The following is an 18,338-nucleotide window of genomic DNA, read 5'->3' as shown; positions in this document are numbered from 1 at the left end:
AAGGCCCCGGTGCGAATGATGCTCGCACCGGGGCCTTCGTCGTGAGGAGTGGCTCGGCTCAGCCCGTCGCCGCGCAGTTCGGGCAGATGCCGCGGTAGGTCACCTCGACGCCGGAGACCGTGAAACCGAAGCGCTCGTCGCTCGGCAGGTCCGCCATCGGGTCGCCGGCCGGGTGCACGTCGCGGATCGTGCCGCAGCTCGCGCAGACCAGGTGGTGGTGCGGCCGGTGCGCGTTCGGGTCGTACCGCTTGGCGCGGCGGTCGGTGGAGACCTCGATGACCTCGCCGAGCGTCACCATCTCGCCCAGCGTGTTGTAGACGGTGGCGCGGGAGATCTCGGGCAGCTTGGCCACGGCCCGCGCGTGGACCTCGTCGGCCGTCAGGTGCACATGGTCCCCGTCGAGGACCTCGGCCACGACGCGCCGCTGCGCAGTCATGCGCCAGCCGCGTCCGCGAAGTCGTTCCAACAGGTCACTCATAGAAACAAGCCTAACAGTGGAGGGACCAGGTCCCGAACGGGTGTGACTTTGGATGTTCACTTGACTTGGACTAAGTCCATTGTAGGATCGGCACCGGCATACGCCAAGGGACAGGCTGTGCAGTTCGAGACGAATGTGCAGGAACGACGCAGGAGGCGCACGTGACGCAGGGACCGCTCACCACGGAGGCCGGCGCGCCGGTCGCCGACAACCAGAACAGCCAGACCGCGGGCGTCGGCGGTCCCGTCCTGGTGCAGGACCAGTCGCTGCTGGAGAAGCTCGCGCACTTCAACCGTGAGCGCATTCCGGAGCGCATCGTGCACGCCCGCGGCGCCGGCGCGTACGGCACGTTCACGCTGACCCGTGACGTCTCGCAGTGGACGCGGGCCAAGTTCCTCTCCGAGGTCGGCAAGCAGACCGAGACCTTCCTGCGCTTCTCGACCGTCGCGGGCAACCTCGGCTCGGCCGACGCGGTGCGCGACCCCCGCGGTTTCGCGCTGAAGTTCTACACCGAAGAGGGCAACTACGACCTCGTCGGCAACAACACCCCGGTGTTCTTCATCAAGGACGCCATCAAGTTCCCCGACTTCATCCACACCCAGAAGCGCGACCCGTACACCGGCTCGCAGGAGGCGGACAACGTCTGGGACTTCTGGGGGCTGTCGCCCGAGTCCACCCACCAGGTGACCTGGCTCTTCGGTGACCGGGGCATCCCGGCCACGCTGCGCCACATGAACGGGTACGGCTCGCACACGTTCCAGTGGAACAACGAGGCCGGCGAGGTCTTCTGGGTCAAGTACCACTTCAAGACCGACCAGGGCATCAAGAACCTCACCCAGGCCGAGGCCAACAAGCTCGCCGGTGAGGACCCGGACAGCCACCAGCGCGATCTGCGCGAGGCGATCGAGCGCGGCGACTTCCCGTCCTGGACGGTGCAGGTCCAGATCATGCCGGCGGCCGAGGCGGCCACGTACCGCTTCAACCCGTTCGACCTCACCAAGGTGTGGCCGCACGCGGACTACCCGCCGATCGAGATCGGGAAGCTGGAGCTCAACCGCAACCCGGAGAACATCTTCGCGGAGACCGAGCAGTCGATCTTCAGCCCCGCGCACTTCGTGCCGGGTATCGGTCCCTCCCCCGACAAGATGCTCCAGGGCCGTCTCTTCGCGTACGGCGACGCCCACCGCTACCGCGTCGGCATCAACGCCGACCACCTGCCGGTGAACCGCCCGCACGCCACCGAGGCGCGTACCAACAGCCGGGACGGCTACCTGTACGACGGCCGCCACAAGGGCGCGAAGAACTACGAGCCGAACAGCTTCGGCGGTCCGGTCCAGACCGACCGTCCGCTGTGGGGGCCCACCACCGTCACCGGTGAGATCGCCACGCACGCGGCCCCGAGCCACGCCGAGGACAACGACTTCGTGCAGGCCGGAAACCTGTACCGGCTCTACTCCGAGGACGAGAAGGCCCGGCTGATCGACAACCTCGCCGGGTTCATCGCCAAGGTCTCGCGCGACGACATCGCCGAGCGCGCGATCAACAACTTCCGCCAGGCGGACGGTGACTTCGGCAAGCGTCTGGAGGCCGCGGTCCAGGCCCTTCGCGGCTGATCCGGGCGGTTTGCCGTCGACCGGTGGGCCGGTCTCCCTCCCGGGGGAGACCGGCCCACCGGTCGTTCGCGGGGCTCAGCCGATTCGCGGGGCTCAGCCGATGAGTTCCGCGTGGTGGCGGCGCCGGGCGGGCGCCCAGCAGCGCAGGATGTCGCGGACGGAGACGATGCCCACGGGTCCGTGGCCGTCCAGCACGATCAGATGCCGGAACCCGCCGTGCGTCATGGCCACCGCGGCCTCTTCCAGGGTCCAGGTGGGCGCGGCGAAGACCACATCGTTGGTGGTGTGGGTGGCGACGGTCTCGACGTCCGGATCCTGTCCGGAGCCGACCGCGTTGAGGATGTCGCGTTCGGTGAGGATGCCGAGCCCGCTGTTGTCCTGGTCGAGTACGACCGCGGCCCCGACATGGCGGACCGACATCAGCCGGGCGGCCTGGCGGAGCGTATGGGCGGGCCCGATGGTGAGGACCAGCGTGCTCATGGCGTCACGGACGAGCATGAAGGGAGCCACCTCCTTGGTGAAACGACTGCGTGAGTCGATTCACAAATTCACAAGCGGGGGGACTCTCAGAGTTGCACCGATGCGGGGACGGGACAAGGGGGGACGAAGCTCCCCCGGGGGCGCGCGGAAGCGCGCGGCGCCCCGGGGGACACGATCCCGGCGTGCGAGCCGGGTCAGTAGCGCTGGTTCAGATAGCCGAGCAGCTCGTGGTGGAGCAGGCCGTTCGAGGCCGCCGCGTTGCCGCCGCCCGGACCGGAGACCCCGTCCAGGCTGGTGAACTTCCCGCCCGCCTCCTGGACGACGATCGCGTTGGCGGCCATGTCCCAGAGTGAGAGCTCCGGCTCCGCGCAGATGTCCACCGAGCCCTCGGCGACCATCATGTACGGCCAGAAGTCCCCGTATCCACGGGTGCGCCAGCAGGCCCGGGTCAGGTCCAGGAACCCGTCGAGGCGGCCCTGCTCCTCCCAGCCGCTCAGCGAGGCGTACGCGAACGAGGAGTCCGCGATCCGCTCCACCTTCGACACCTGGAGCCGGGTCGCGGAGGTCAGGCTGCGGCCGGTGTACGCCCCGGCTCCCTTGGCCGCCCACCAGCGCCGGTTCAGCGCGGGGGCCGACACCACGCCGACGACCGGCTGGAAGCCGTCCTCGCCGGCCTCCATCAGCGAGATCAGCGTCGCCCAGACGGGCACTCCGCGCACATAGTTCTTGGTGCCGTCGATCGGGTCGATGACCCAGCGGCGAGGGCCAGTGCCCTCGATCCCGAATTCCTCGCCCAGAATCGCGTCACGCGGGCGGGCCCGATGGAGGTGGCCGCGGATCAGTTCCTCGGCGGCCTTGTCGGCCTCGCTCACCGGCGTCATGTCCGGCTTCGTCTCGACCTTGAGGTCGAGGGCCTTGAACCGGTCCATCGTCGCCGCGTCGGCGGCGTCCGCCAGTACATGGGCAAGGCGCAGATCATCGTGGTAATCGGGCATGCCGTCACAGTATCGACCGAAGGTGAACGGAGCCACACGCCCCCAGAGCCACACGCCCCCAGTGCCATGAGCCCGGAGCCGCGCGGACCATTGACAGTCCCCGGGGCCGCGCCGACGCTGGGACGCGGAGCCCTCGGCGCGGGAGGCGACGATGCCCACAGCGCGGAAAGCACTGCTGGACGCCGCCCTCTCGGCGCTGGCGACCCTGCCCTGGACGTCGGTGCGCATGGTCGACGTGGCATCCGCCGCCGGAGTCTCCCGGCAGACCCTCCACAACGAGTTCGGCGGCAAGGACGGCCTGGCCCGCGCCCTGGTGCGGGACGCCGTCGACGGCTATCTGGCCGGGGTCGAGCGCGCGCTGGGAACGGCCGACGGTACTGCGGACGGACTGGCCGCCACCGCCGCCTGGACCGTCCGGGCCGTACGGACGAACGTGCTGGTCAAGGCGTTGCTCACCGGCTGCTGGAGCGAGCGGTTACCCCGCCCCGGATCCCTCGCCGCCGGATGCGGGGAGCCGCTGCCCGGCCCTCGGAGCGGCGATCCCGGGCTGCCGGCCCCCGCCGAACTGCTCCGCCGGGCCGGTGAACGCGCGGTGGCCGCCCTCGACGGGGAACGGCCACCCCAGGACCCGGAGGAACTGGCCATGACCTGCGAGATCGTGCTGCGGCTCGCCCTGAGCTACGCGCTGGTGCCTGCCCCTTCGGGGACCGGGGGAGAGCCGGCACCGCTGGTGCGCCACGTGGTGGCGCGGGTGCCGTACGCGGTCAGTGGGACGAGCCCGAGAGCTGGAGCCCGATCACCCCGACGATCACCAGGGAGATCGACACCAGCTTGAGCGTGGAGACCACGTCGTCGAGGAAGACCATGCCGTAGATCGCGGTGCCCGCCGCGCCGATGCCCGTCCACACGGCGTAGGCGGGGCCCACGTCGAGCTTCTTCAGCGACATCGTCAGCAGACCGAAGCTGCCGAGAGCGAAGACGCAGAACGCGATGGTCGGCCAGAGCCGGGTGAAGCCGTGCGAGAGTTTCAGACAGACGGCGAAGCCGGTCTCCAGAAGTCCTGCGACCACGACCAGCAGCCACGCCATCGTCAGTGCCCTCCCGCGTCGGTGACCGCCTTGCCACACTGAATGTGATTATGCACTTACCGGTGACAGCAGATCGCAAACGTGCCCCGGTCAGTCGCCTTCGCGTCGCTCCCGGGTGGAGAGCAGCCGGTGCAGCGAGTCCAGCCGGGCCGGATCTGCGTGACCGTCGGCCACCCAGGCGGCCAGGGCGCATTCCGGTTCGTGGCTGTCGTGGGTGCAGCCGCGCGGGCACTCCTCGGTGCCGGGCTCCAGGTCCGGGAACGCGTGGATCACCCGGGACGGGTCGATGTGGTTGAGCCCGAAGGAGCGCACGCCGGGGGTGTCGATCACCCAGCCGCGGTAGTCGGGCAGCGGCAGCGCCAGCGCCGATGTGGTGGTGTGCCGGCCGCGCCCCGTGACCGCGTTGACCACTCCCGTCGTGCGCCGGCGGTCCTTCGGTACCAGTGCGTTGACCAGCGTGGTCTTGCCGACGCCGGAGTGCCCGACGAAGGCGGTGACCCGGTCCTTCAGCTGCTCGCGGACCCGCTCGGCCGCGTCGCCGTTCTCCAGCTCCTCGCGGCTGGTCACGATGAACGGGACGCCCAGCGGCGTGTACGCCTCCAGCAGCTTGTCCGGGGAGGCCAGGTCGGACTTGGTGAGTACGAGGAGCGGGGAGAGCCCGCCGTCGTACGCCGCGACCAGACAGCGGTCGATCATCCTGGGACGGGGTTCCGGATCCGCCAGGGCGGTCACGATCGCCAGCTGGTCCGCGTTGGCCACGACCACCCGCTCGAACGGATCGTCGTCGTCCGCCGTCCGGCGCAGCACCGAGCGGCGCTCACCGATGCGGACGATGCGCGCGAGGGTGTCCTTGTCGCCGGAGAGATCACCGACGATGGAGACGGTGTCACCCACCACGGCGGCCTTCCGGCCCAGCTCACGGGCCTTCATCGCCATGACCGTACGGCCGTCGACGAGACAGGTGAGGCGGCCCCGGTCGACGGTGAGGACCATGCCCTCCTCGGCGTCCTCGTGCTTCGGGCGGGTATGGGTGCGAGGCCGGTTGCCCTTCGGGTTGGGGCGGAACCGGATGTCGTCCTCGTCGGGGTTCTTGCCGTAGCGGCGCATGTCTCAGGCCCCGAGCATTCCGGTCCACATCTGCGGGAAGTCCGGCAGGGTCTTGGCGGTCGTCGCCACGTTCTCGATCTCCACTCCGGGTACGGCAAGGCCGATGATCGACCCCGCGGTCGCCATCCGGTGGTCGTCGTAGGTATGGAAAGTACCGCCGTGCAGCGGACGGGGCCGGATGTGGAGGCCGTCGGCGGTCTCGGTGACATCGCCGCCCAGCTCGTTGATCTCCTTGGTGAGGGCGGCCAGCCGGTCCGTCTCGTGCAGCCGCAGATGGGCGACGCCGCTCAGGGTGGACGGCGAATCGGCCAGGGCCGCGACCGCCGCGATGCCCGGGGTCAGCTCGCCGACCTCGCCGAGGTCGACGTCGATGCCGTGGATCCGGCCCGAACCGGTGAAGGTGAGACCGTGCTCGGTCAGCTCGCAGCTGCCGCCCATCGCGGTGAAGATCTCCCGCAGCGCGTCGCCCGGCTGGGTGGTGTGCTCGGGCCAGTCGGGGATCGTGACCCGGCCGCCGGTGACCAGCGCGGCCGCCAGGAACGGCTGGGCGTTGGAGAGGTCGGGCTCGATGGTCAGATCGCGGCCGAGGAGGGCGGAGTGGGCGACCCGCCAGACGTTCGGCTCGCCGCCCGTCTCCGGCTCGTCCACCTGCGCGCCGACCGCCCGCAGCATGTCGACGGTCATCCGGATGTGCGGCATGGAGGGGAGCCGGGCGCCGGTGTGACGCACCTCCACCCCCTGGTTGAAGCGCGGCGCCGACAACAGCAGCGCCGAGACGAACTGGGAGGACGAGGAGGCGTCGATCGCCACCGGACCGCCGTCCAGCGCACCGCTGCCGTGCACGGTCATCGGGAGCGAGCCGCGCCCCTCGTCGTCGATCCGGGCACCGAGCACCCGCAGCGCCTCGATCACGCCGGTCAGCGGGCGCTCGTACGAACGCGGGTCGCCGTCGAAGCGGACCGGGCCGTCGGCCAGGGTCGCGACCGGCGGCAGGAAGCGCATGACCGTACCGGCGTTGCCGACGTCGACCGTGGTGGGGCCGTGCAGCCCGGCCGGAATGACCCGCCAGGCCTCGCCGGAGCCGTCCGGGCCCACGCCCTCCTCGATGCCGACGCCCATCGAGCGCAGCGCCTCGGCCATCAGCAGGGTGTCGCGGGAACGCAGCGGGCGGCGCAGCCAGCCGGGCTCGGCGGCGAGCGCGGCGAGGACCAGCGCGCGATTGGTGACCGACTTCGATCCGGGCACGGTGACGGTCGCGTCGACCGCCCCGGTCGCATGCGGGGCGGGCCAGAGAGCGGGGTGCACGGAGCTTTCGGTCATGGATCTCACTTTAGACCGCCCGGCAATCCGGGGGTCTCAACGGCCTCGGCCGGGGCCGTCGCCGCCGTCCGGTCGGCGTGGCCGCCGTCGCGGGCCGCCGGCCGCCCCTCATGTCTCACATACCGAGCAGCCAGCGACCGCCGCCGATCAGCGAGCAGAGCGACACCGCGTGGAACAGGAAGAGCCAGAGCGCGGCCGGTACGTCCGTCAGCCGCGACAACTGGTCGGCGTCCGAGTCCGGGGCACCGCCGTACCGCCGCTTGGACTGGAGCTCGAAGGCCGGGCGCACGCCGCCCAGGAGCAGGAACCAGACCACGGTGTACGCGAACAGCGACTGCCAGGCGGGTGAGGCCAGCCAGGACACCAGCAGGAAGACCGAGCCGGTGACGATCACCGTCAGCGCCCCGTACACATTGCGGATCATCACCAGCATCACGGCGAGCAGGGCGGTGGCCACCCACAGCAGCAGCGTGATCCGGCCGTCGACCAGCAGCCACGCGCCGCCCAGGCCCAGCAGTGACGGGGCGGTGTAGCCGGCGGCCGCGGTGAGGACCATGCCGATGCCGGTCGGCTTGCCGCGGCTGACGGTCAGGCCGCTGGTGTCCGAGTGCAGCCGGATGCCGGACAGCTGCCGGCCGGTGAGCAGGGCGATCAGCCCGTGACCGCCCTCGTGCGCGATGGTGATCGCGTTGCGGGTCAGCCGCCAGAGCGGGTTCGGCACTACGGCGATCAGCGCGAGCGTGCCGGTGACCACCACCAGCCACTGCTCGGGGGCGGGCTGGGTGCCGAACACGCGGTCCCACAGATTGCCCAGTTCGGTGCTGTCCATGGTGAGGGCGGCTCCTTGCGGTGTCGGCTTGCGGGATCGGCGTCCTGCCGGGGTGACGGTCGTGGCAGTCTGGCACTCATGTGCGGACGGTATTCAGCGAGTCGGCGGCCCGAGGACCTGACCGGACTCTTCCATGTCGAGAAGTGGGAGCCGGCCGAGGCCCTGGCACCCGATTGGAACGTGGCGCCCACCAAGGAGGTCTACGCCGTACTGGAGCGTCCTCTCAAAGACGCAGACGACCAGCGTCCGGTTCGCCAGCTGCGTGCTCTGAAATGGGGACTCGTGCCGTCCTGGGCGAAGTCCCCGGAGGGCGCCGCACGGATGATCAACGCCCGCGCGGAGACCGTCCACGAGAAGCCGTCCTTCCGCCGCCCCTTCGTCTCCCGGCGCTGCATCCTGCCCGCCGACGGCTACTACGAGTGGGTCACCGGCGCGGACGAGCGGCAGCTGGAGGAGAAGGGGAAGAAGAAGCGCCCGCGCAAGCAGCCGTACTTCGTGACCCCCGCCGACGGATCGGTCTTCGCGATGGCCGGGCTGTACGAGTTCTGGCGCGACCGGACCCTGCCCGACGACCACCCGATGGCCTGGTGGGTGACGTGCACGGTGATCACCACCGAGGCGGAGAGCACCCCGCTCGCCGTCGCCCCCGCGGACGGCCCGGCCGCGCTCGCCGACATCCACCCCCGGATGCCGCTGATGCTGACGCCGGACCGCTGGGACGACTGGCTCGACCCGTCCCGCACCGACGTCGAGGAGCTGAGGGCGCTGCTCGCCCCGCCGCCGGGCGGGCTGATGCGGGCCTACCCGGTGGCCACGGCCGTCAGCAACGTCCGCAACAACGGGCCCGAACTGCTGGAAGAACTGGCCGCGCCGGAAGTGGGCACCCTCTTCTGAACTCCCGGCGGGGAGGATGGGGCGCGTGACTACTGCAGAGACGGGCCGCGGGGCCGGGACCGCCGAAATGGCCGACACCGACGCCGGACCGGCCAGGATCACCTGGTTCCCGGCGACCGGTACGACGAAAGCGGCGGGAGCCCGCCTGGTGCTGGCCCTCGGCCATGGCGCGGGCGGTGGCGTCGAGGCCCGCGACCTGCGGGCCCTGGCCGCCGCGCTGCCCGCACACGGGGTGACCGTCGCCCTGGTCGAGCAGCCGTGGCGGGTCGCCGGGAAGCGGCTCGCGCCCGCCCCGAAGACCCTGGACACCGGATGGCGGGGGCTGTGGCCCGCGCTCGCCGCCGCCGGGCCGCCCGTCGTCGCGGGCGGGCGGAGCGCGGGGGCCCGGGTGGCCTGCCGGACGGCCGCGGAGCTCGGCGCCCACGCCGTACTCGCACTGAGCTTCCCGCTGCACCCGCCGGGCAAGCCGGAGAAGTCCCGCGCGGACGAACTGCTCGGCTCCGGGGTGCCCACGCTCGTCGTGCAGGGCGGCCACGACCCGTTCGGGCGGCCCGCCGAATTCCCGCCGGGGGAGTACGGGCTGGCCGAAGTGCCGTACGCCGACCATGGGTTCGCCGTACCGAAGAAGGCCGGGCCGAGCCAGGACGAGGCGATGGAGATCCTCACCGGCGCCGTGACCGGATGGCTGTCCGCCCTCGTGTGACGTCCACCCCGGGAATGTTGGGCGAGGGGCCACTGTTGTCGGTGTCATCGGTACATCAACGTCGTACGTGGAGAGGGAGTCCGTCGCATGGGTTCGACCATCTGCCCGAGCCGCTCGAACGCCGCTGACCTGGAGTGGACGGTGCTGCATGCGGCCAGGACCACTCCCGAGCGGGCACTGGGCGGATCGGATCGACAGCCCGTCTCGAAGCAAGGTCGACTATTCTCCGATTCGAGCGGGTCCGGTTTCGGCTCCGCCACAGCGTTGGAGGAGGTGGGTCCGGTCACTGGGACCGACACAGGGACCGACGACGGCCGCGCACAGGAGACGTCCGCCGAGCGCAACGCGCGCTTCGAGCGGGACGCGCTCGGTTTCCTCGACCAGATGTACTCGGCCGCGCTGCGCATGACGCGCAACCCCGCGGACGCCGAGGACCTGGTCCAGGAGACGTATGCCAAGGCGTACGGCTCCTTCCACCAGTTCCGTGAGGGCACCAACCTCAAGGCGTGGATGTACCGCATCCTCACCAATACGTTCATCAACTCGTACCGCAAGAAGCAGCGCGAACCCCAGCGCAGCGCCGCCGAGGAGATCGAGGACTGGCAGCTGGCGCGCGCCGAGTCGCACATGTCGACGGGTCTGCGTTCCGCCGAGTCGCAGGCGCTCGACCACCTGCCCGACTCCGACGTGAAGTCCGCTCTGCAGGCGATCCCCGAAGAGTTCCGCATCGCCGTGTATCTCGCCGATGTCGAGGGCTTTGCCTACAAGGAGATCGCGGACATCATGGGGACTCCCATCGGTACGGTGATGTCCCGACTGCACCGGGGCCGCCGCCAGCTGCGCGGCATGCTGGAGGACTACGCCCGTGAGCGCGGGCTCGTCCCGGCCGGTGCCGGAGAGTCGGACGATCGGAAAGGCTCGGGCTCATGAGCTGCGGAGAGCCGCACGAGACGGACTGCTCGGAAGTCCTCGATCATCTCTACGAGTTCCTCGACCACGAGATGCCCGACAGCGACTGCACCAAGTTCGAGGTGCACTTCGAGGAGTGCTCCCCGTGCCTGGAGAAGTACGGACTGGAGCAGGCCGTCAAGAAGCTGGTGAAGCGGTGCTGCGGCCAGGACGACGTGCCGAGTGACCTGCGGTCCAAGGTGATGGGCCGGATCGATCTGATCCGCTCGGGGCAGGCCGTGCCCGAGCAGGACGTGACGGCGGCGGAGAGCGGACAGCCGACAGCCGCCAAGGAGTGACACCCGGCGGCCGGACCGTACCGGCCGCCGCTCCCGAATCACCCGAATGTGCTAATCGGGCTCATTGACGCTCGACCGGTCGTGCAACTCGCTAGCCTGGCGCCTCCATTGACCATGTTGGGGGGCGGGCCGAGCGGGTGAGAGCCACACGCGGTGCGGCGCGCACGTTCATTCCGGTGGTCGCGCTGGGCGCCCTGCTCTGTGCGCTCCCCGCGCTGCGCGGCGGCGCGGGAACCCCCTGGGGCACCGTCGCACTGCTCACCGGGCTCTATCTGGCCTGTGAACTCCCCGGGCGCCGCCCCTTCTTCGGAAGCTCCGTGCCGATCCGTGCCGGATCGTTCTTTCCGTTGCTGCTGGCCGCCGCGTTCCTGCTGCCGCCGGCCGCCGCCGCCCTCGTCGCGGTGCCCGGATCGCTCGTCGGCCGGGTCGAGCAGCCGCCCTTCACCGCACGGCGCGTCTGGCGGGCCGCACAGCTCGCCCTCACGGTCTGGGCCGCCTCGACCGTCCACGCGGCTCTCGGCGGCACCGCAACGCTCGGCGGCCCCGGCCGCCTCCCCGACCTGCCCTACGCGATCCTGCCCGCCTGTGCCGCCGCCCTGGCCTTCAGCCTCGTACTGGCCGCGCTGGACGGCTCCATCCTGGTGGCGGCCGAACGGCTGCCCCTGCGGCGGGCCTGGAGCGGGCTGCTGGGCCGCTCGCTGGGACCGCATCTGGTGCACGGACTGGCCGGGCTGATGATGGCTGTCCTGTGGCGCGGCCCGTACGGACCGCTGTCCGCGCTGATCGTCCTGCTGCCGATGTACATCTCCTGCTGGGTCTTCGCCCAGTACCACCGCGAGCACGCCGCGCACCGCGCCACCATCAGGGCGCTGGTGCAGGCCGTCGACATCAAGGACACCTACACCCGCGGCCACAGCGAACGGGTCGGGCGGGCCTCCGTCCTCATCGCCAGTGAACTGGGCATGGACCCCGGCCGCCTGGAGGTCGTCCGGTTCGCCGGCATCCTGCACGACGTCGGCAAGCTCGGCGTCCCCACCCGGGTGCTCCGCAAGGACGGTCCGCTCACGCCGGAGGAGCGACAGGTGATCGAACTGCATCCGGAGTACGGGCACGAGATCGTCCGCGGCATCGGCTTCCTCGGCGAGGCACGGGCCGCGATCCTGCACCACCACGAACGGCTGGACGGCAGCGGCTACCCGTACGGGCTCAGCGGGCGCGAGATCCCGGAGTTCGCCCGGGTCGTCGCGGTGGCCGACGCCTTCGACGCGATGACCTCGACCCGGTCCTACCGGCGGGGACGGCCGGTGCCGGCCGCGCTGGAGGAGCTGAAGCGGTGTGCGGGCACGCAGTTCGACCCGCAGATGGTCCGGGCGCTGGTGCGCGGACTGGAACGGCACGGCTGGTCGGCGGTGACGACGGCCGGGACGGCGGACGAGCCCGGCCTCCCGAGGCCGCGGGGCGGGCGTACGGAGGCCGGGGCCGTCCGGCGTCCCGGCGGGCTCGACCACGTACCGCCGCCGAAGTCCCCGGTGCCCGCTCCGCAGTCGCCCGCGGACCGCCGCGGATGACCCGGACCGGAGCCGCAGCCAGGGCCGGAGCCGGGATCCGGCTGCCCACCGCCGTGCTCACCGTCCGCGCCGCCGCGGCCCTGCTCGCCGTCGCCGGACTCGGCCACACCCTCTGGACCGGCGTCCACGACCCCGGCCACGCCCTCGCCTTCGGGGTGCTCATCACCGTCGGCGAGCTGGCCCGCTGGGGCGCGCTGCCCGGCGAGCGCGAGCCCGCACCGCTGGGCGCCGCCGGAGCCCTCGCGTACGCCCTCCTCGGCCGCAGCGGCGGCGAACCCACCCACCACGGTGTCCTCCAGGTGATCGCCGTGCTCGTCGCGGCGCACCTCGTCGCCTGTGTGCCCCATGTGGCCCGTGGCACGGGGCCTGCCCCGGACCAGGTGGCCCGCCGCGTGCTGACCGTCACCTTCGCCGCCGTGTGCTTCCAGCCGCTGTACAACAGCGGCCGTACCGCGAGCTGGTCGGGCGAGGGCCCGTACTACGTGCTCGTCCTGCTCTCGATCCTCGTCCTGACCGCGCTGTGCGACGCGGTGCTCGCGGCCCTGCTGCTGCGCTCGCGCACCCGCCACCCCTACCCGCCGCTGCTGAGGGACGAGCTGCGCGGTCTCCTCGGCATCGGGTCGGCGGTCTGCGCGACCGGGGTCGTGATGGCCCTCGGGGTGGCCGTCGCCGGGCTGTGGGCGCTGCCGGTCCTGTGCGTACCGCTGCTGCTGACCCATGTCTCGTTCCGCCGGTTCGTCGCGGTGCGCACCACCTACCGGCAGACGATCGCCTCGCTCGCCAGGTCCACCGAGATCGCCGGATATACGCCGCACGGCCACGCTCGCCGGGTCGCGGTGCTCTGCCGGGCCGTCGGCCGTGAGCTGGGGCTCTCCGGGAACCGGCTGACCGTGCTGGAACACGCCGCCCTGATGCACGACATCGGCCAGCTCTCGCTGGTCGACCCGGTCCCGGACGGCGCGACGGCCACCCTGCCGGCCGCCGAGCAGCGCCGCATCGCGCTGCTCGGCGGGGCGGTGGTCCGGCAGACCGGGGTGGATCCCGAGGTCGCCGTCGTCGTGGAACGGCAGGCCGACCCCTACCGCGAGCAGCCGTTGTCCGCCAGGATCGTCAGGGCCGTCAACGCATACGACGACCTGTGCGGGGAAAGTCTCATCGGGCCGCTGGGCGCGCTGGAACAACTCAGGCTCGGGACCGCCCACGACTACCAGCCCGAAGTCGTGGAATCACTGGCCAGGGTCCTCGCCCGGGGCGGTCCGGCCCCGGTCCTGCCCGGGTAACCCATGGGTAATGAGCGGGCGTCCGGCCCGGCATGGTTGGATGCGAAGAAGAGCGGAAAACGAGGGTGTCCAGTCGGGACAGGCGGGAATCGTGAGGATCTTCGGGAAGGTACGGCATCGGCCCTCCGCCTCTTGGCGGCAGGCCACGGACCGCGCGTTCACGCTGATCGGCGACGGCCGGTACGAGGACGCGGGCGCACTGCTGACACGTGCGGCGGACCTGGAACCCTGGCTCTCCGAGTCGTGGTTCAACCTGGCGCTGCTGCACAAGTTCCGGCATGACTGGGAACAGGCGAGAGCCGCCGGCCTGCGGGCCGTGGCGCTGCTGGACAAGGAGTCCGGCGCTCCCGACTGGTGGAACGTCGGGATCGCCGCCACCGCGTTGCAGGACTGGCCGCTGGCCCGCCGGGCCTGGCAGGCGTACGGCCTGAAGGTGCCGGGCGCCGGCCAGCACACATCGGCGGCCAACAGCGAGCCGGTCGGCATGGAGCTGGGCAGTGCCGCGGTACGGCTGTCGCCGGAGGGCGAGGCCGAGGTGGTCTGGGGCCGCAGGCTCGATCCGGCCCGGATGGAGGTGCTCTCCATCCCGCTGCCGTCGTCCGGCCGGCGCTGGGGCGAGGTCGTCCTGCACGACGGGGTGCCGCACGGCGAGCGGGTCACCGCGGCCGGGCCCTCCTACCCCGTCTTCGACGAGATCGAGCTGTGGGCGCCGTCCCCCGTACCCACCTGGGTGGTGCTGCTCGAAGCGGCCACCGAGGCGGACCGGGACGCGCTGGAGCAACTGGCCTCCGACGCCGGGTTCGCCGCCGAGGACTGGTCGTCCTCCGTGCGGCTGCTCTGCCGGGCCTGCTCGGAGAGCCGGATGGAGAGCGACGAGGGCGACGGCGAGCACCTCGACCCGCACGACCAGAGCGAACCGGGGCATCCGGGCCCGCTGGGCCACCGCACCGCCGGTGACCTGTGGGTGCCCGAGCGGGAGTGCGGGATAGCGGCACCGGCCGGGCTGGTGCGCGGTCTGCTGGACGGCTGGGTGGCGGACAGCCCGGACAGCCGCGAGTGGCGGGATCTCGAAGAAGTCTGCTGACCGGTGCCCTTAGGCTGTACGGGCACCGGTCGCGGTGCTCGGGTGCCCGCGCCCCGGAACATGTCGGACGGCCGGGCTTCAGGCAGGGCCCGGCTTCAGACCCAGGGCCGGGTTTCAGGTTTTGAGGAAGGCGTACGGCGGACATGGCGCAGCAGGAGACGGACGAGCAGATCAGCGTCGACGACGAGGGTTTCGTCGTGGACACCGAGGACTGTGAGGCGCGCGAGGAGGCATATCGCGAGCGCGGCACCTCCCGTCCGATCACGGTGGTGGGCAACCCGGTGCTCCACACGGAGTGCAAGGACGTCACCGAGTTCGACGACGAGCTGGGCCGGCTGATCGACGACATGTTCGCGAGCCAGCGGGCGGCGGAGGGCGTCGGCCTGGCAGCCAACCAGATCGGCGTCGACCTCAAGGTCTTCGTCTACGACTGCCCGGACGACGACGGTGTGCGGCACACGGGCGTCGTCTGCAACCCGGTGCTCGAAGAGCTGGCGCCGGAGGACCGGGTCCTGGACGACTCCAACGAGGGCTGCCTCTCCGTCCCGACGGCGTACGCCTCGCTGGCCCGCCCGGACTACGCGGTGGTCCGCGGTCAGGACGCCAAGGGCAACCCGATCAAGGTCCGGGGCAACGGCTACTTCGCCCGCTGCCTCCAGCACGAGACGGACCACCTGTACGGCTACCTGTACATCGACCGGCTCTCGAAGCGGGACCGCAAGGACGCGCTGCGGCAGATGGCGGAGAACACGCCGCGCTACGAGGTCGTGCCGAACGACTGAGCGCGTACTCGGCCGTCACCGACGGGCCCGGCCTCCTCGCCATCCCGCGAGGGGGTCCGGGCCCGTTGTCTTCTCTCCCGGAGGTATGTCAACTGCCATTAATCCATGGGTGGTTGACGCGCGTCGACTCGTCCGACAAGCTCACTGACCACACTTCCGTCACAGCGGGGAGCCCCCACATGCTCAGACGTACGGCACGACTTCTGCTCGGACTTGTCATGACCATGGCTTTCGCCTTGGGCGGCGCCGTGGTGACCGCCGGCACCGCACAGGCCGACGGCTGCTACACCTGGACCCGCACGATGTCCCCCGGCGCCACCGGCAATGACGTCGTCCAGCTCCAGATCCGGGTGGCCGGTTACCCCGGCTACAACTCGGTGCTCGCCATCGACGGCTCCTACGGACCGGCCACCACCGCCGCCGTCAAGCGCTTCCAGGCCGCCTACGGGCTGGCCGCCGACGGCATCGCGGGCCCCGCCACCCAGGCCAAGATCTACGAACTCCAGGACAACGACTGCACTCCGGCGCACTTCACGTACGCCGAGCTCAACCACTGCAACAGCACCTGGGCCGGTGGTGCCGTCGCTGCGGGAACGGCCAAGGCCAACGCGCTGAGCACCATGTGGAAGCTGGAGGCGCTGCGCCACGCGCTCGGTGACCGCCCCATCACGGTCAACAGCGGCTTCCGCTCCACGTCCTGCAACAGCGCGGTCGGCGGGGCGTCGAACAGCCGTCATCTGTACGGCGACGCGGCCGACCTGGGCGGGATCGCCTTCTGCACCCTGGCCACGCAGGCCCGCTACCACGGCTTCAACGGGATTCTCGGCCCGGGCTACCCGGACCACAACGACCACGTCCACGTGAACCAGGGGCCCAGCCACTTCTGGTCCGCGCCCAACTGCGGCATCTGACGCGCACCGCACACGGAAGGGCCCCGGAAGCCGCACGCGGCGACCGGGGCCCTTCCCCGCTTCTCGGGCCGTCCGCGCCGTCGGCCGCGTCCCGCCCGTCGTCTGGACCGCGGCGCCGTCCGCGGCCCGCTCCGTCAGACGCAGCTGCGAGATGGCGTTGCGCAGGGTCAGCGCCCCGGCCCCGGTGTCCGGACGACGGCGCTGGGTGCGCGACGCCGCCGAGCAGTCGCCGAGCGACAGCTCCGCCCCCACCTCGAGCGGTGCGCCCGGATACTTCTTGCCGCGGACCACGTCCAGGCACTGGCCCGTGCCGGCCGAGCGCACCGTGTAGTGCCCGTCGGCGGTCGCCGTCAGCGCCCGGGCGGCCGTGCCGCCCCGGACCAGGGCCACGCCCGGGCCCGGTCGGCCAGTGTGAACTCGCCCTCCCCGGGCTGCCGTTGCCGCAACGGGGGCAGCACTTCCGGCGGGGGCGCGGCGGAGGCGGTGCCCCCGGCCGAGGCGCTCTGCCAGGGCAGCAGCGCGGCGGTGAGCGCGGCCACCACGGCCCAGATGGTCCTTCGTCCTGTCGTCCGCATGTCCATGCGGACGACCCTGTGGGCTCGGCCGGGCGGCGGTCCATGGACGGGTGTGGCGAGGAGACGGACGATTGACCCGGCGTCAGGCCTGTGGCTGACGGTGCGTGGATCAGGCCGCTCCGGTCATCGTGGTCGGGCCGCGGAAGGTGCGGCGGTACGTGTTCGGCGTGGTGCCCAAGGAGCGCACGAACTGGTGGCGCAGGGCTGCGGCGGTCCCGAAACCGGTGCGCCCGGCGATCGTGTCCACCGTTTCATCGGATGTCTCCAGCAGATGCTGTGCCAGCAGCACCCGCTGGCGCAGCAGCCAGCGGTACGGAGTGGTGCCCGTCTCCTGCTGGAAGCGGCGGGCGAAGGTGCGCGGCGACATGTGGGCCTGGGCGGCGAGCTGCTCGACGGTCATCTCCTGGTCGAGGTGGCGCTCCATCCAGACCAGCGTCTCGCCGACGGTGTCGCAGGGCGTGCGGGGCAGCGGCCGCTCGATGTACTGCGCCTGGCCGCCGTCCCGGTGCGGCGGCACCACCATGCGGCGGGCGATCGCGTTGGCCGTGTCGGGGCCGTACGCCTGCCGGACCAGATGCAGACAGGCGTCGATCCCGGCCGCCGTGCCCGCCGAGGTGATGACCTGGCCGTCGTCCACGTACAGCACATCGGGTTCGACGACGGCCCGGGGGAAGCGACGGGCCAGCTCCGCGGCGTGGCGCCAGTGGGTGGTGCAGCGGCGCCCGTCCAGCAGTCCGGCCGCTCCGAGCACGTACGCGCCGGAGCAGACGCTCAGCACCCGGGCGCCCCGGTCCACGGCCCGGCGCAGGGCGCCGAGTACCTCTTCCGGGTACTCCCGCTCCATGAAGTGGCTGCCGGCCGGTACGGCGATGAGATCGGCCTCCTCCAGGCGGTCGAGGCCGTGCGGCGTACTGATGGTGAAGCCGGCATGGGTGCGCAGCTGTGGACCCTCGGCGGAGACCACGGCGAAATCGTGGACCGGCAGGCCGGCGTCGCTGCGGTCGAGCCCGAAGACCTCGCACAGCACGCCCAGTTCGAAGGGGTGGACCTCGTCGAGCAGCAGAGCGGCGACATTTTTCAGCATGGAGCCAGTGTGGCAGTAATTCGATGTTCCATGACAGTCCTGCCACTGCCGCAATGTGTCCGCGCGGACGAGAGTAGAGCCATGAACACATTCACGAACGTCCTGGGCATAGCCGCACTTATCACCCTCGTCCTGCTGCCCGCCCTCGCCGGACTCGCCCGCGAACACCGCATCGACCGCGAGCTGCGCGCCGCGGAACGGGAGCGGAGCGACGGCCCCCCGGAAACGACGGGCGCCGCGCCCACCGGGACCGCGGGGCGGCGGCCCCCCCCCCCAAACTGGGGCCGGGGATATCGACCG

Annotated in this window: 21 protein-coding genes; 12 read left to right on the top strand and 9 right to left on the bottom strand. The window is 71.4% G+C overall.

Translation table 11 applies throughout. The annotated features are described in order from the left end of the window. Positions 1-58: 58 nt before the first annotated feature. Entirely contained in the window at positions 59-478 is a 420-nt protein-coding gene (locus ACFVH0_RS27820) for a Fur family transcriptional regulator (protein ID WP_266912408.1), read from the bottom strand. Positions 479-639: 161 nt separating this feature from the next. Here ACFVH0_RS27820 and ACFVH0_RS27815 point away from each other — a divergent pair, with 161 nt between their 5' ends. Next, a complete protein-coding gene (locus ACFVH0_RS27815) occupies positions 640-2,091 on the top strand; it encodes a catalase (protein WP_385824520.1) in 1,452 nt (483 codons plus the stop codon). 93 nt (positions 2,092-2,184) lie between these two features. Here the strand turns inward: ACFVH0_RS27815 and ACFVH0_RS27810 are convergent, their stop codons facing one another. After that, entirely contained in the window at positions 2,185-2,589 is a 405-nt protein-coding gene (locus tag ACFVH0_RS27810; protein WP_385824518.1) for a cyclic nucleotide-binding/CBS domain-containing protein, read from the bottom strand. A 176-nt stretch (positions 2,590-2,765) separates the two neighbouring features. Beyond that, positions 2,766-3,566: a histidinol-phosphatase gene (gene hisN / locus ACFVH0_RS27805; RefSeq protein ID WP_266912402.1), complete on the bottom strand. Its 801-nt coding sequence runs from the start codon at positions 3,564-3,566 to the stop codon at positions 2,766-2,768. A gap of 151 nt (positions 3,567-3,717) precedes the next feature. Here hisN and ACFVH0_RS27800 point away from each other — a divergent pair, with 151 nt between their 5' ends. Further along, positions 3,718-4,401, top strand: coding sequence for a TetR/AcrR family transcriptional regulator (locus tag ACFVH0_RS27800; RefSeq protein WP_385824516.1), 684 nt, complete (start codon positions 3,718-3,720; stop codon positions 4,399-4,401). Here the strand turns inward: ACFVH0_RS27800 and ACFVH0_RS27795 are convergent. From ACFVH0_RS27795 to ACFVH0_RS27780, 4 genes are all read right to left on the bottom strand, one after another. After that, positions 4,331-4,654 (bottom strand): DMT family transporter, encoded by a 324-nt coding sequence (locus ACFVH0_RS27795; protein WP_385824514.1) that lies wholly within the window; start codon positions 4,652-4,654, stop codon positions 4,331-4,333. The two genes, ACFVH0_RS27800 and ACFVH0_RS27795, sit on opposite strands and share 71 nt — an antisense overlap. 90 nt (positions 4,655-4,744) lie before the next feature. Continuing rightward, positions 4,745-5,761, bottom strand: coding sequence for a ribosome small subunit-dependent GTPase A (gene rsgA, locus ACFVH0_RS27790; RefSeq protein WP_385824512.1), 1,017 nt, complete (start codon positions 5,759-5,761; stop codon positions 4,745-4,747). A 3-nt stretch (positions 5,762-5,764) separates the two neighbouring features. Next, entirely contained in the window at positions 5,765-7,081 is a 1,317-nt protein-coding gene (aroA, locus tag ACFVH0_RS27785) for a 3-phosphoshikimate 1-carboxyvinyltransferase (protein WP_385824510.1), read from the bottom strand. A gap of 115 nt (positions 7,082-7,196) precedes the next feature. Further along, positions 7,197-7,910, bottom strand: a complete 714-nt coding sequence (locus ACFVH0_RS27780; RefSeq protein WP_385824508.1) for a M50 family metallopeptidase — start codon at positions 7,908-7,910, stop codon at positions 7,197-7,199. A gap of 78 nt (positions 7,911-7,988) precedes the next feature. Here ACFVH0_RS27780 and ACFVH0_RS27775 point away from each other — a divergent pair, with 78 nt between their 5' ends. From ACFVH0_RS27775 to ACFVH0_RS27735, 9 genes are all read left to right on the top strand, one after another. Next, the gene (locus tag ACFVH0_RS27775) at positions 7,989-8,804 is read left to right on the top strand and encodes an SOS response-associated peptidase (protein WP_385824506.1); all 816 of its coding nucleotides are present in this window, start codon (positions 7,989-7,991) and stop codon (positions 8,802-8,804) included. Between the two features lie 67 nt (positions 8,805-8,871). Beyond that, a complete protein-coding gene (locus ACFVH0_RS27770) occupies positions 8,872-9,507 on the top strand; it encodes an alpha/beta family hydrolase (protein WP_385824605.1) in 636 nt (211 codons plus the stop codon). Between the two features lie 273 nt (positions 9,508-9,780). After that, on the top strand, positions 9,781-10,437 hold the full coding sequence (locus tag ACFVH0_RS27765) for a sigma-70 family RNA polymerase sigma factor (RefSeq protein WP_266729806.1): 657 nt from the start codon (positions 9,781-9,783) through the stop codon (positions 10,435-10,437). Next, positions 10,434-10,754 carry a mycothiol system anti-sigma-R factor gene (gene rsrA, locus ACFVH0_RS27760; protein ID WP_124716484.1) on the top strand — a complete coding sequence of 107 codons (321 nt, stop codon included), beginning with the start codon at positions 10,434-10,436 and terminating at the stop codon, positions 10,752-10,754. Before ACFVH0_RS27765 ends, rsrA begins: the two co-directional genes overlap by 4 nt. A 137-nt stretch (positions 10,755-10,891) precedes the next feature. Further along, complete coding sequence (locus ACFVH0_RS27755; RefSeq protein ID WP_385824504.1) at positions 10,892-12,322, top strand: HD-GYP domain-containing protein; 1,431 nt, start codon at positions 10,892-10,894, stop codon at positions 12,320-12,322. Then, complete coding sequence (locus tag ACFVH0_RS27750; protein ID WP_385824502.1) at positions 12,319-13,602, top strand: HD-GYP domain-containing protein; 1,284 nt, start codon at positions 12,319-12,321, stop codon at positions 13,600-13,602. Before ACFVH0_RS27755 ends, ACFVH0_RS27750 begins: the two co-directional genes overlap by 4 nt. 91 nt (positions 13,603-13,693) lie before the next feature. Next, the gene (locus ACFVH0_RS27745) at positions 13,694-14,686 is read left to right on the top strand and encodes a tetratricopeptide repeat protein (RefSeq protein WP_385824500.1); all 993 of its coding nucleotides are present in this window, start codon (positions 13,694-13,696) and stop codon (positions 14,684-14,686) included. 143 nt (positions 14,687-14,829) lie between these two features. Next, complete coding sequence (gene def, locus ACFVH0_RS27740) at positions 14,830-15,468, top strand: peptide deformylase (RefSeq protein ID WP_385824498.1); 639 nt, start codon at positions 14,830-14,832, stop codon at positions 15,466-15,468. 179 nt (positions 15,469-15,647) lie between these two features. Then, a complete protein-coding gene (locus ACFVH0_RS27735; RefSeq protein WP_385824496.1) occupies positions 15,648-16,379 on the top strand; it encodes a D-Ala-D-Ala carboxypeptidase family metallohydrolase in 732 nt (243 codons plus the stop codon). 350 nt (positions 16,380-16,729) lie between these two features. Here the strand turns inward: ACFVH0_RS27735 and ACFVH0_RS27730 are convergent, their stop codons facing one another. Beyond that, positions 16,730-16,960 (bottom strand): hypothetical protein, encoded by a 231-nt coding sequence (locus ACFVH0_RS27730; RefSeq protein WP_385824494.1) that lies wholly within the window; start codon positions 16,958-16,960, stop codon positions 16,730-16,732. Between the two features lie 103 nt (positions 16,961-17,063). Further along, positions 17,064-18,038 carry a GlxA family transcriptional regulator gene (locus ACFVH0_RS27725; protein ID WP_385824492.1) on the bottom strand — a complete coding sequence of 325 codons (975 nt, stop codon included), beginning with the start codon at positions 18,036-18,038 and terminating at the stop codon, positions 17,064-17,066. An 81-nt stretch (positions 18,039-18,119) separates the two neighbouring features. On the opposite strand from ACFVH0_RS27725, the gene ACFVH0_RS27720 reads away from it, so the two are divergent. Next, the coding region (locus ACFVH0_RS27720) for a hypothetical protein (protein WP_385824490.1) at positions 18,120-18,338 on the top strand (219 nt) is incomplete at its 3' end.

Source organism: Streptomyces sp. NPDC127117, from assembly GCF_042677325.1.
GTDB lineage: Bacteria > Actinomycetota > Actinomycetes > Streptomycetales > Streptomycetaceae > Streptomyces.
Note: the sequence above shows the minus strand (reverse complement) of the source record. Positions and strands in the feature narration are given on the sequence as shown.